11 protein-coding genes are annotated in these 13093 nt (G+C 69.1%); 1 reads left to right on the top strand and 10 read right to left on the bottom strand.

The window, feature by feature from the left end:
* Positions 1 to 27 precede the first annotated feature (27 nt).
* From BSP109_RS03460 to BSP109_RS03495, 8 genes are all read right to left on the bottom strand, one after another.
* Complete coding sequence (locus BSP109_RS03460; protein WP_087008286.1) at positions 28 to 594, bottom strand: hypothetical protein; 567 nt, start codon at positions 592 to 594, stop codon at positions 28 to 30.
* Positions 595 to 729: 135 nt separating this feature from the next.
* On the bottom strand, positions 730 to 1347 hold the full coding sequence (locus tag BSP109_RS03465) for a regulatory protein RecX (protein WP_180959601.1): 618 nt from the start codon (positions 1345 to 1347) through the stop codon (positions 730 to 732).
* A 4-nt stretch (positions 1348 to 1351) separates the two neighbouring features.
* Positions 1352 to 2467 (bottom strand): recombinase RecA, encoded by a 1116-nt coding sequence (gene recA, locus BSP109_RS03470; protein WP_087008282.1) that lies wholly within the window; start codon positions 2465 to 2467, stop codon positions 1352 to 1354.
* A gap of 278 nt (positions 2468 to 2745) precedes the next feature.
* A complete protein-coding gene (locus tag BSP109_RS03475; RefSeq protein ID WP_087008280.1) occupies positions 2746 to 2973 on the bottom strand; it encodes a DUF3046 domain-containing protein in 228 nt (75 codons plus the stop codon).
* A gap of 9 nt (positions 2974 to 2982) precedes the next feature.
* Entirely contained in the window at positions 2983 to 3315 is a 333-nt protein-coding gene (locus BSP109_RS03480; protein ID WP_087008278.1) for a helix-turn-helix domain-containing protein, read from the bottom strand.
* 95 nt (positions 3316 to 3410) lie between these two features.
* The gene (locus tag BSP109_RS03485) at positions 3411 to 3962 is read right to left on the bottom strand and encodes a CinA family protein (RefSeq protein ID WP_101599386.1); all 552 of its coding nucleotides are present in this window, start codon (positions 3960 to 3962) and stop codon (positions 3411 to 3413) included.
* 16 nt (positions 3963 to 3978) lie between these two features.
* Positions 3979 to 4587 carry a CDP-diacylglycerol--glycerol-3-phosphate 3-phosphatidyltransferase gene (gene pgsA, locus BSP109_RS03490; RefSeq protein WP_257944535.1) on the bottom strand — a complete coding sequence of 203 codons (609 nt, stop codon included), beginning with the start codon at positions 4585 to 4587 and terminating at the stop codon, positions 3979 to 3981.
* Positions 4588 to 4672: 85 nt separating this feature from the next.
* The gene (locus tag BSP109_RS03495) at positions 4673 to 7375 is read right to left on the bottom strand and encodes a DNA translocase FtsK (protein ID WP_180959604.1); all 2703 of its coding nucleotides are present in this window, start codon (positions 7373 to 7375) and stop codon (positions 4673 to 4675) included.
* 353 nt (positions 7376 to 7728) lie between these two features.
* Between BSP109_RS03495 and BSP109_RS03500 the strand changes: the two genes are divergently transcribed.
* Positions 7729 to 9285: a DUF1846 domain-containing protein gene (locus tag BSP109_RS03500; RefSeq protein WP_101599388.1), complete on the top strand. Its 1557-nt coding sequence runs from the start codon at positions 7729 to 7731 to the stop codon at positions 9283 to 9285.
* Positions 9286 to 9435: 150 nt separating this feature from the next.
* On the opposite strand, the gene aceB is transcribed toward BSP109_RS03500, so the two are convergent.
* Entirely contained in the window at positions 9436 to 11037 is a 1602-nt protein-coding gene (gene aceB, locus BSP109_RS03505) for a malate synthase A (protein WP_101599389.1), read from the bottom strand.
* A 67-nt stretch (positions 11038 to 11104) separates the two neighbouring features.
* Positions 11105 to 13078, bottom strand: coding sequence for an FAD-linked oxidase C-terminal domain-containing protein (locus BSP109_RS03510; RefSeq protein WP_101599390.1), 1974 nt, complete (start codon positions 13076 to 13078; stop codon positions 11105 to 11107).
* Between the last annotated feature and the right edge of the window lie 15 nt (positions 13079 to 13093).

Here is a 13093-nt window from a genome sequence, read left to right on the forward strand (position 1 = left end):
GGTGCGGCGATCAGGCGGGGTGATCACTCACATGCCGAGGCAGCTCAAGCGCCCGCCGTCCGACCACCCGACCGCGGCGAGGACGTCATCCGCCACCGCGCGAGCCGCCGCGTGGTCGAGGGGGCCGTTGACACCTCTGAAGGCCACCGCGAGGGTCGCGGTGCCGTCGATCTTCACGAACCGCGTCACCGCACCGCCGATGAACAGCGATCCGGCGTCGACGATCGCGGAGTACGCATAGGTCCAGCCCGGGGAGTCGAGGGGCACGATGCGCACGCCGGGGTGGTCATACTCCTCACGGACGGCGTCCAGCGAGTGATCGCGCGGTTCCGTATCGGAGGAGACGACGGAGACGAACACGTGGTCTGCACGGCCGGTCCTCTGCTGGTGCGCGCCCCCTGCGGGGTCGGTCCCGAACGAGAGGATCGCGCCGCTGCCGTCGGCGTAGACGCTCACCTGTGTGACGAGCAGGGCAGACTCCGGCAGGCCGAAGTAGGCGGCTGCTCGGGGTGTGAGGAGCTCTGCGGAGTCAGGAGGCAGCAAGTCGTCGACGTGCCTGCGTGAGTGCGCGGCACGGACATGGTCTGCGGACATCGTCGTTCCTGTTCCTCGCGGACGCACAGACCGAACGCCATCGTCGATCCGTGGAAGGACCAGCCTACGAGCGACGATCTCTCCTGCTGCGGCTGATGCACGATCTGTCACCAATCCGTTACAGGACGCGTCTCGTCACTGAGCTTCGCCGGACTCCTCTGCGAGCGCCTGCTCAGCCGCCCGGCGTCCGACGGAACCGCCGAAGCCGCGACGCGCCAGCAGTCCGAGGGTCCGCCGCAGGCGCACCTCATGAGCGAGTCCGCGAGTCCCGGCCGCCTTCTTCCTGGCTGCGGCCAGGGCCAGGGGGAAATCGTCCCCCAGGTCGTCCAGTGCGTCGCGCGCGTCGTCGTCCGACACGCCCTTGTCCCGCAGAGCGCGGCTGATGGCGGAGAGCGACTTTCCCCTGCCATCCCGCTGCGACCTCACGAACTGCTCCGCGAAGCGCGCGTCGTTCAGGAGACCGGCCTCTTCGAGACTCACGAGCAGCCGGTCGACGATGGGCTCCTCACACCCCTTGCGGATGAGCTTCTGCCTGAGCTCCGTGCGACTGTGGTCGCGCAGCGCGAGGATCGCGTAGGCCCGCTTCGTCGCCTCGCCGAAAGCCTGGTCGTCGTCCTCCGCTGCGCCCGCGGAGCCGGCACCGCTGTATGCGTCGCCGGCCCCGACCGGATCGGCACGGGGGGCATCAGGCACCGCGTCGATCGCCCGCTGGAGGGAGTCGAGCAGCGACGTGCGGTCGTCCGGCTCCCCCATCGGGTCAGAACTCCGCGTCGGCCGGAGCCGGAACGGCATCGACGGGTGCGTCGGCTGCGTCTTCCTCCACGGAATCAGCAGCATCTGCCGCGGGCTCCATGATGAGGCCGAGCTTGTGCTTGATCTTCAGCTCGATCTCCTCCGCGAGACCCGGGTTGTCACGGAGGAAGTTGCGCACGTTCTCCTTGCCCTGCCCCAGCTGATCGCCGTCGTAGGTGAACCACGAACCGGATTTGCGGACGATCCCGTTGTCGACGCCCATATCGATGAGGCTGCCTTCGCGGGAGATCCCCTGGCCGTAGATGATGTCGAACTCCGCCTGCTTGAAGGGCGGGGCGATCTTGTTCTTGACGACCTTGACGCGCGTGCGGTTGCCCACCGCGTCGCCGCCCTCCTTCAGCGTCTCGATGCGGCGGACGTCCAGACGCACGGATGCGTAGAACTTCAGTGCCTTGCCGCCCGACGTGGTCTCCGGAGACCCGAAGAAGACGCCCACCTTCTCACGCAGCTGGTTGATGAAGATCGCGGTCGTCTTCGAGCTGGCGAGAGCACCGGTGATCTTGCGCAGGGCCTGTGACATGAGCCGTGCCTGGAGGCCCACGTGCGAGTCGCCCATCTCCCCCTCGATCTCCGCCTTGGGCACGAGCGCGGCCACGGAGTCGATGACGATGACGTCCAGAGCACCGGAGCGGATCAGCATGTCCATGATCTCCAGTGCCTGCTCACCCGTGTCCGGCTGCGACACGAGCAGCTGATCGGTGTCCACACCGAGCTTCTTCGCGTACTCCGGGTCCAGCGCGTGCTCGGCATCGACGAATGCGGCGATGCCGCCCGCCTTCTGGGCGCTCGCGACGGCATGGAGCGCCACGGTCGTCTTGCCGGATGATTCCGGGCCGTAGATCTCGACCACGCGACCGCGCGGAAGACCGCCGATCCCCAGCGCGATGTCCAGTGCGACGGACCCGGTGGGGATCGCTTCGATGGGTGCGCGCGTCTCCTCGCCCAGTCGCATGATCGCGCCCTTGCCGTACTGACGGTCGATCTGACCCATCGCGGCTTCGAGCGCCTTCGCCTTGTCCGCACCTGCTGTGCGCGGCGTGCGGGTGTTCTTCCCTGCCATGTCTCCTCCTCCAGCGGATCTGCCGTGGTTGTCGGTACCAGCGTAGGCACCTGCACGGACACGGCACCGCGAGCGCTTCGAATCTGTGCACGGCCGCGCCCTTCGTCCCCAGGCGGATCGACGCATCGCGGCCGGTTCAAGAGTAACCCAATGGGAACACGTGTTCGAACGTCGAGGCGGGCGTGTCGCCCCCGGACCACGGCTGCGCGCCGCCCCAGTGGGACGGCGCGCAGCAGGTGAGGCCGTTCGTGCTCCCGCCTCTGGTCAGCGACCCCGGGTCACAGGGGTGCGGAGTTGGGCTTGTCCCGGCCCAGCCGGCGCTCTTCCGGCACACCGGCCGCATCGCAGACCGCGGCCCACACCTCGCGTGGACCGCTGCCGGCTTCGAAGGCCTGTGCGGGGGTGCGGGAGCCCAGGGTGCTGAGAGCGAGGTCCGTATGGAGCGACGAGGCCCGGACACGGCCGAACTCATCTTCCATGAGCTCCCAGTAGAGCGCGTGACGCACGGTGCGGGATCAGACCCGGCTCGCCATGGCGCGGCCGTCCGCCAGCGGGTCCTCGGACAGCACGCGGCGGGAGAGCTCGACCGGCACCGTGTCCGGGATCGCGACGCCTTCGTCGAGCGCGAAGCGATCACTCACATCCCGCAGGAGGATCGAGACCGGCATGTCGAGGGCTCCGCAGATCGATGCGAGGAGCTCCGAGGAGGCCTCCTTCTGACCGCGTTCGACCTCACTGAGGTAGCCGAGCGACACCCGGGCATCGGACGACACTTCACGCAGCGTCCGGCCCTGGCGTCGGCGTGCAGTGCGGAGCGCATCGCCTAGCTCGATTCGCAGAAGAGTCATGCGGATCCTTTCTCGCCGAACATCCGACCGGACTCGTCGCCGCGGTGGTTGACAGAGTGCATAACCGATGCGGTCCGGATTCTGTTCCCACAACTCTACAGGCGACCCCTGACACATCCCTCAGAGCGACCTGCCGATCGGGTGGACTCACGATCCGAAGTCCGCCGCAGCCGATCCGAAGTCTGCCGCAGCACCTGGAGCACGGTGGACAGGCATTCCTCGACGGTCGCCGTCCGGATCCGCTCGCGGTCGCCCTCGAGCGCGAGCTCTCGCACTGCTCCCGGATCGGTGCCGGCGTCCACCGCGATGAACACCCGCCCCACCGGATGACCGTCCTGGGAGTCCGGGCCCGCCACTCCGGTGCAGGCGACTCCGACGGTCGCGCCGCAGGCCGTGCGGGCTCCTGCCGCCATCTGGCGCGCCACCTCCGGATGCACGGGTCCGTGCTCGCGCAGCAGGGACTCGTCCACGCCCGCGAGAGATGCCTTGAGATCAGTGGCGTAGGTGATGAGGCCCCCGCGCAGCACTGCCGAAGCGCCCGGCACGGAGGCGACCGCAGCGCCGAGGAGTCCAGCGGTGAGGGATTCGCAGGTCGCGAGGGTCGCACCGCGGTCTGCGAGCGCCCGCACCACGTCCTCAGCCGTCACTGCCCGAACCCTGCCGTCACGACCCCTTCGCCTCACGGACCAGGCGGTAGGACTTCACGCAGTAGTCGATGCCGGTCACCAGCGTGACGACGATCGCTGCCGTCATCGCGATCCACGCGACGACGGTCCACACGACGAAGAGCGCGGGCACCCACGCCAGGACGGGGATCCACAGCAGCATGAGTCCGATCGCCAGCGTCTGGAGGACGGTCTTGAGCTTGCCGCCCTTCGACGCGGGGAGCACCACCCAGCGGATGATGACGAAGCGCAGCACCGTGATGCCGAACTCGCGGACGAGGATGACGATAGGCACCCAGAGGGGCAGAGTCCCCACGACCCAGAGGCCGATGAGCGCCGCGGCCATGAGTGCCTTGTCCGCGATGGGATCCGCGATCTTGCCGAAATCGGTGATCATGTCCCACCGTCGGGCCAGCGTCCCGTCGATCCAGTCCGTGAGCATCGCCACGACGAAGACGACGAAGGCCCAGACGCGCCACGTCGGATCCACGCCGTCCTGCCCCACGAGGAGCACGAGGAAGACCGGGACCAGCAGGATCCTCACCACGGTGAGGACGTTCGGCAGGTTCCAGTTGCTGGGTGCGGGCGTCGCGCGGTGGTCGTTCACGCCCACAAGCCTAGCCCTCTCCCATCGCGGTCGACCGGCCCGCAGGGATCCGCCGTGCGGACCGGGGCGATCATGGTCCTCCGGCTCACCGGCCGGTCAGCTCCCACGCGTCGTCCGACGTCTCCTCGACGACCTCGAGGCCTGTCGCGTCGTCGTACATGCGGTCGCCTCCTCCGCCGTCGGGTCGGTGATCGTGGGGGGCGGACCCCTCGTCGCCGTCGTCACCGTGTCCGTGGGCTGCGGATGCCCCTGCAGGTCCGGACGAGTCGTCGCCCGCCGGTTCGTCACCGCGGATGACCGCGAGGATCGACGGCAGGTCCTCGGGGCGCACGAGCACGTCGCGCGCCTTCGATCCCTCCGAGGCCGCGACGATCCCGCGCGATTCCATGAGGTCCATGAGTCGACCGGCCTTCGCGAAGCCCACGCGCAGCTTCCGCTGGAGCATCGAGGTCGAGCCGAACTGGGTCGTGATCACGAGTTCGGCAGCCTGCAGCAGCAGGTCGAGGTCGTCGCCGATCTCCTCGTCGATCTGCTTCTTGGGCGCTTCGACGGCGACGTCTTCGCGATAGTTGGGAGCGAGCTGCGACTTGACGTGCTCGACGACCTCTTCGATCTCCGACTCGTTCACCCACGCGCCCTGCACGCGGATCGGCTTCGCGGTGCCCATCGGGAGGAACAGCGCATCGCCCTGCCCGATCAGCTTCTCCGCACCGGGCTGGTCGAGGACGACCCGCGAATCCGCGAGCGATGAGGTCGCGAACGCCAGGCGGGACGGGACGTTGGCCTTGATCAGACCTGTCACGACGTCCACGGACGGACGCTGGGTCGCGAGCACCAGGTGGATGCCCGCGGCGCGCGCCAGCTGGGTGATGCGCTGGATGCTCGCCTCGACGTCGCGCGGTGCGACCATCATGAGGTCTGCGAGCTCGTCGACGATCACGAGCAGGTAGGGGTACGGGTTCAGTTCTCGCTCGGAGCCCGGCGGCACCTCGATGCGGCCCTCGCGCACCGCCTTGTTGAACTCCTTGACGTGCTTGAAGCCGAAGTACGCGAGGTCGTCGTACCGCGCATCCATCTCCCGCACGACCCATTCGAGCGCCTCCGCGGCCTTCTTGGGGCTCGTGATGATCGGGGTGATGAGGTGCGGGATGCCCTCGTAGATCGTGAGCTCGACGCGCTTCGGATCCACGAGGATCATGCGGACCTCATCCGGCGTCGCACGCATCATGATCGACGTGATCATGGAGTTCACGAAGCTGGACTTGCCGGCGCCGGTCGCACCCGCGACCAGGAGGTGCGGCATCTTGGAGAGGTCCGCGACGACGAAGCCGCCCTCGACGTCCTTGCCCACGCCCATGACCATCGGATGCTCGGTCTTCCGCGCCGCGTTGGACCGCAGCACGTCGCCGAGCGAGACCGTCTCACGGTCCGCATTGGGGATCTCGATGCCGATCGCCTTCTTGCCGGGGATCGGCGAGAGGATGCGGACATCAGCGCTCGCGACGGCGTACGAGATGTTCTTCGACAGCGCGGTGACCTTCTCGACCTTCGTGCCGGGCGAGAGCTCCACCTCGTACCGCGTGACGGTCGGTCCGCGGGAGAAGCCGGTGACCTCCGCATCGATCTTGAACTGCTGCATGACATCGCGCAGCGCTTCGACGACGCGGTCATTGGCCTCGGAGCGCTCCTTGGGCGGCGGCCCCGGGGTCAGGGCGTCCGACGACGGCAGCGTGTACGTGACATCGCCGTTGAGCTCCAGCTGCGTGACGCGCTGCGGGAGCTCGCCGGTCGCCTGCGGGACCGGTGTCGAGACGGTCGGCACCTGTGCGGTGTCGTCCTCGCTGCCCGCCGACGGATCGGTGGGCTTCCCCGCCGCGCTGCGGCTGTCGAGCACCCGCGTCTCGTCCTCCATGCCGACGTCGCGGCGGAGCTTCTGTGCTTGCTTCTCCGCCTTCGTCGGACGGCGCTCACCCGGACGGTAGGCGGGCTCGGACGTCGCATCGACGTCGTAGACGTCCGCGTCCTTCTTCGGCTCGCCCTCGACGTCGGCCTCGTGGATGTACGCCTTGTCGTAGGCGACGTCCTTCTCCTCTTCGTGCGACGGGGTCGAGGCGTCGTCCTGATCGGCCTTCTTCCGCGAACCGCGCTTACGGCCCATCGGCTTGAGGGTCGACGTGGTCTTCCCAGATGCGATGAGGTCGTCCTCACCCGCTTCGCCCGCGCCCCCCTCACTCGGCGCTCCGTCGACCAGACGGTGGTACGCGCCGACGAGTCGCGAGGGGATCTCGCGGACCGGCGTCGCTGTGAGCACGAGCAGCGAGAACAGGCCGAGGAGCACCAGCAGCGGGACCGTCACGTATACGGTCGTGGCCGCGATGAGCGGAGACGAGATGATGTACCCCACAGCGCCGCCGCCGTTGGCCATCGCCTCACGCGTGTTCACGAAGCTCGGATTCCCCGCAGCGACATGGGCCAGCCCGGCAGCCGCGATGATGAGTGCGATCACGCCGATGAGGATGCGGTTGTTGCCGCGTGTGTCGTCGCCCCGCAGGAACAGGCGGATCGCGTATCCCACCAGGATGATCGGCAGTGCCAGGGCGACCCTGCCGAACGTGCCCTCGACGACGGAGCGGACGCCGTCGCCGAATGCTCCGGGGATGTGCCACCACTCGAAGGCCGCGATGAGGATCGCCAGCGCGACGAGCGCGAAGCCCGTCCCATCGCGGCGGGTCGGCTCGTCGGCCGCCTCGTTCGGGTCGAGGTTCCTGCGTGTCCGGTCGCCGGCCATGTGAGCCACTCCCATCCATGCGCCGGTGAGGATGTTCCCACTCCGGGCAGCCTTGTCGGCATCGGGGCCCCCGGCGTTCCGGTTCGCGTTCGGTGTCCGCTTGCTGCCACGAGGCGCCTGTGAGGCGCCCCCTGAGCGCGGGGACGTGCGAGCGCGACCGTTCTTGGCGGGGGAAGTCGTACGGGTCGCCATGGTCCCCATGGTATTCCCAGGAGACGCTGTGCCCTCGGATCAGCCGGACGTCGGCGTGTGAGGGCACGGGACGCGCTGCACAGGTGCTGTCCGCGGATCAGCGCGGAAGACCGATAGGCTTCACCGCAGTCCTGTCATCCGCGATGAGCAAAGGGTCCCCCATGTCCCACGCCCCGTCCCCCACCGACTCCGCCGCTCTCAGCGCCTCACCGCGGCGGGAGGGCGGGCCTCCCGTCGGCTTCGACCGGGACCGGTACATCGCCCTCCAGTCCGAGCACATCCGCGAACGCCAGCGCAGGATCGGCGGTCGCCTCTACCTCGAGATGGGCGGCAAGCTCTTCGACGACATGCATGCGGCTCGGGTCCTGCCCGGGTTCGATCCGGACACGAAGATCGCGATGCTCGAGGAGCTGCGGGACGAGCTGGAGATCGTCATCGCGGTGAACGCGCGCGATCTCCAGCGGCACAAGGTCCGCGCCGACCTCGGGATCACCTACGAGGAGGAGGTCCTCCGCCTCGTCGACGCGTTCCGGTCACGGGGGTTCCTCGTCGAGAACGTCGTGCTGACCCAGCTCGACGACGACGACCAGTCGGGGCACGGATTCCGGAATCGTCTGGAGCGCCTGGGGCTCCGCACCGTGCGGCACCGGACCATCCCGGGCTATCCCACCGACGTCGCCCGCATCGTCGGCGATGACGGCTTCGGCCGGAACGAGGCGTTCTCACCCTCCCGCGACCTCATCGTGCTCACCGCGCCCGGCCCCGGATCCGGGAAGCTCGCGACGTGCCTGTCGCAGATCTACCACGACCATCGCCGCGGCGTGTCGTCCGGATACGCGAAGTTCGAGACCTTCCCCGTGTGGGACCTGCCGCTCGAGCATCCCGTCAACCTCGCCTACGAGGCCGCGACCGCGGACCTCGACGATCTCAACGTCATCGATCCCTTCCACCTGCGCGCCTACGGGGAGCAGGCGACGTCCTACAACCGCGACGTCGAGGTCTTCCCGCTGCTCACGGCACTGCTGGAGCGGATCGACGGGAGCAGCCCCTACCGGTCGCCCACGGACATGGGCGTCAACCTCGTGGGCAGGTGCATCTCGGACGACGCCGCGTGCCGTGACGCCGCGGGGCAGGAGATCATCCGCCGCTGGTTCCAGGCCCAGGTCGCCGAGCATCGCGAGGGGGCGGCGGAGGACGTCTCCAGCCGGGTGGGCCTCGTGATGAGCCGGGCCGGCATCGACGTCGGCGACCGGACCGTCGTCGCGCCCGCGCGCGGACTCGCGCAGCAGACCGACGCGCCCGCCTCCGCGATGCGCCTGCACGACGGCACCCTCATCACGGGGAAGACGTCCGCGCTCCTCGGGTGCTCGGCCGCGATGCTGCTCAATGCGCTCAAGCACCTCGCCGGCATCGACGAGGAGGAGCACCTCCTGTCCCCGGAGTCCATCGAGCCGATCCAGACGCTCAAGACTTCGCACCTGGGCAGCCGCAATCCGCGGCTGCACACCGACGAGGTCCTCATCGCCCTGTCCGTGTCCGCGGGATCCTCCGAGACGAGTCGCCTGGCGCTGTCCCGCCTCGCCGATCTCACGGACACCGACGCGCACACGACGACGATCCTCGGCTCCGTCGATGAGGGGATCTTCCGGAGCCTCGGCATCCGCGTGACGAGCGACCCCCAGTACCAGCGGAAGGCGGACCTCTACCACAAGAGGTGACCGCGGCCTCGGCGGCGGTCGCCTCATCCCAGTCGCCCACAGGCAGGCTGCGCCCTCGCGAAGCCCCTGCTCCGAACGACGAAGCGCCGGGTGCACCGTACGGTGCACCCGGCGCTCACGCGTCGGCGCTGAGACTCAGCCGAGCATCGCTCAGCCCAGCAGCTCGTACGCGGGGATCGTGAGGAAGTCCGCGTAGTCCTCCTGCGTCGCCATCGTCGCGAACAGATCGCGCGAGGTGGCCCAGTCGGACTCCTCGCCCGGCAGGTTCGCGACCTCTTCGGCGATGAGGCGGTCGACGAGCTCCTTCGAGACGCTCTCACCGGTGTCCGCGAGCTTCACGCCGAAGTGCAGCCACTGCCACACCTGCGAGCGGGAGATCTCCGCGGTCGCCGCGTCCTCCATGAGGCCGTTGATCGCCGCCGCGCCGTTGCCGCTCAGCCACGCCTGGACGTACTGGATGCCCACGGCGATGTTCGCCCGCAGGCCCGTCTCCGTCACGTCACCGGGGGTGTCCTTGACGTTGAGGAGGTCCGCCGCCGTCACGGAGACGTCCTCGCGCTTCTTCGCAATCTGGTTCGGCTCATCGCCCAGCACCTTGTTGAACTCGGTGCGGCAGGCCTCGACCATGCCCGGGTGCGCGACCCAGGAACCGTCGAACCCGTCGCCCGCCTCACGCGACTTGTCGTTCTCGACCTGCTTGAACGCCTTGGTGTTCGCCTCCTCGTCCTTGGACGGGATGAACGCGCTCATGCCGCCGATCGCGTGTGCGCCGCGCTTGTGGCAGGTGCGGACCAGGAGCTCCGTGTACGCGCGCATGAACGGCACGGTCATCGTCACGAGGCCGCGGTCTGGGAGGATCCAGTCCTCGCCCTTCGCACGGTGCGTCTTGATGACGGAGAAGATGTAGTCCCAGCGGCCGGCGTTCAGGCCCGCGGAGTGGTCGCGCAGCTCGTAGAGGATCTCCTCCATCTCGAACACGGCCGGGTAGGTCTCGATGAGGCAGGTCGCGCGGATCGTGCCCTGGGGCACGCCCAGCTCGTCCTGCGCGTGGACGAACACGTCGTTCCACAGACGCGCCTCGAGGTGCGACTCCATCTTCGGGATGTAGAAGTACGGGCCACGGCCCTTCGCCAGCTGCTCGCGGCCCGCGGTCGCGAAGTAGAGGGCGAAGTCGACGAGCGAGCCGGATGCGATCTGCCCGTCGATCTTCATGTGCTTCTCCTCGAGGTGCCAGCCGCGCGGGCGGACCACGATGGTCGGCAGCTCCTCGTCGGGGCGGAGGCTGTACGACTTGCCCTGCTCGGAGACGAAGTCGATCTCGCGACGTGTGGCGTCCAGCAGGTTGAGCTGACCGCCGATGACGGAGTCCCATGCCGGGGTGTTCGCGTCCTCCTGGTCGGCCAGCCACACCTTCGCGCCGGAGTTCAGCGCGTTGATCGTCATCTTCTTGTACGTGGGGCCGGTGACCTCGACGCGGCGGTCCTCGAGGCCCGGGGCCGGTGCCGCGACCTGCCATGAGTCGTCCTCGCGGATGGCGCGGGTCTCCTCGAGGAAGTCGAGCTCCTCTCCGGCGTCCAGGCGCGCCTGGCGGTCGACGCGCGCTGCGAGGCGCTCCTTGCGGGTCGCGGCGAACTTGCGGTGCAGCGAGACGATGAGGGACAGCGCGTCGGGCGTGAGGACCTTCTCAGCGCCCTCCGGCAGTGCGGTCGTGATCTCGAGGCCTTCCGGCAGCTCGACGGTGGATGCGGTCATGTCCTGCTCCTCTGGTGGTGTGTTCGTGGATGGACTGGCTGGTGTTTCGCTGTGGAGTGAGACGCGCTCAGGACGCGGTCTCTGCGGGATCTGCTCCCAGTGCGGCGAGGACCGCGTCCGCGATGGCCGCGTCCTCGGGCGGCTTGCCGCCGGCCACGCCGAGGCCGCCGACGACGACTCCGTCGAACGCGATCGGGACTCCGCCGGCGATGCTCGTGAGCAGGCCGCCGGTGCCGTGCTCGAGCTTCTGCGCGAGCTCCGGGAGGATGAGCGCGCTGGGGCGCCGGGTCGAGGCGGCGGTCTGCGCCTTCCTGCGGCTCGTCTCGACGCTGTGCGGGGTCATGCCGTCGGTGCGGCCGTAGGCCACCAGCTGGAGGGCCGGATCGACGATCGTCGCGCAGGTGCGCACGCCCGCCTTCTTCCCCTCCTCGATGGTGAGCGCGACGGCCCGCGCTGCGAGGTCGTACGTGATCGTCGGGGTCGAGAAGCTCACGGGTTCTCCTGTGGTCGAGGTCATGGGTGCGGGAGCATCAGTCTGCACCGCGGCCGAGGCTGCGGCGGCTCCTGCTGGGGCCGCCGCCGCAGCAGCTGCGCCGGCGGGTGCCTCCGCAGTCACGGGATCCGATTCCGGACGGGCGTCGAAGACGACGCCGGGGTTGAGGATCCCCTGGGGATCGAGCGCATCCTTGACGCGCTGGTTGATGTCAAGGACGTCCTCGCCCAGGTAGCCGGCCAGCCACGGCTGCTTGAGGCGCCCCACTCCGTGCTCGCCGGTGATCGTGCCGCCCAGCGAGACCGCCAGGTCCATGATCTCCCCATACGCCGTGTGGGCGCGCTCCCGCTGTTCCGCGTCCGTCGGGTCGAAGACGACCAGGGGGTGCGTGTTGCCGTCGCCGGCGTGGGCCATGACGGCCACGAGCACGTCGTGGCGCTGCGAGATCTCGTCGATGCCGGAGACCAGAGCGCCCAGGCGCGGCAGCGGCACGCCCACGTCCTCGAGCAGGATCGTGCCCTTCTTCTCCACGGCGGGGATCGCGATGCGGCGGGCGGCGATGAACGCCTCGCCCTCGTCCGCGTCGTCCGTGGAGAAGACCTCAGTGGCCCCGTTCGACTCGCAGAGCTGCGTGACCTCCGCGATCTCGACGCCCGCGTGGCCCGCGGGCTCGTCGGACTGCACGATGATCATGGCGGCCGCGTCGCGGTCCAGCCCCATCTTCGTCTCGTCCTCGACCGCGTTGATGGTCGGGCGGTCCATGAACTCGAGCATCGAGGGGCGCATGCGCTGCGTGATGGCGAGCACGGCCGCCGTCGCGGAGTCGAGGGTGGGGAACGTCGCCACGAGAGTGTGCGGAGGACGCTGGGCGGGCACGAGTCGCAGCGTCACCTCCGTGATGATCCCGAGGGTGCCCTCGCTGCCGACGAACAGCTTCGTGAGCGACAGTCCGGCGACGTCCTTGAGACGGGGACCGCCCAGTTCGATCGCGCGTCCGTCGGCCAGCACGACCTTCATGCCGAGCACGTAGTCGGTGGTGACGCCGTACTTCACACAGCACAGTCCGCCGGCGTTCGTCGCGATGTTGCCGCCGATGCTGCAGAACGTGAAGGACGCGGGGTCCGGCGGGTACCAGAGGTCGTGCTCTCCGGCGGCTTCCTTGACCTCGACGTTGAACGCGCCCGGCTGCGTGACCGCGGTGCGGGTGACCGGATCGATCGTGATGTCGCGCATGCGCTCGAGCGAGAGGACGATCCCGCCGTCGATGGCGGTGGAGCCGCCGGACAGGCTGGTCCCCGCGCCGCGCGGGACGACCGGGGTCCCCGTCGCCGCGGCGTAGCGGACGACGGCCTGGACGTCCTCCGTCGACGTCGCGCGCACGACGGCAGCGGGCGTGCCCGCGTTCGGATCCTCCGCGCGATCGCGACGGTAGGCCTCGGTCTTCACAGGATCGGTGATGACTGCGCCGTCGGGCAGCTGGGCGACGAGCTCGTCGAGAGTCGCCGCGGTCCGGCCTCCCGAGGCAGCGGATGGTGCGGTGGAAGTCAACTCTGGCCTTTCGTG

This window comes from Brevibacterium sp. Mu109, assembly GCF_900169375.1.
GTDB lineage: Bacteria > Actinomycetota > Actinomycetes > Actinomycetales > Brevibacteriaceae > Brevibacterium > Brevibacterium yomogidense_A.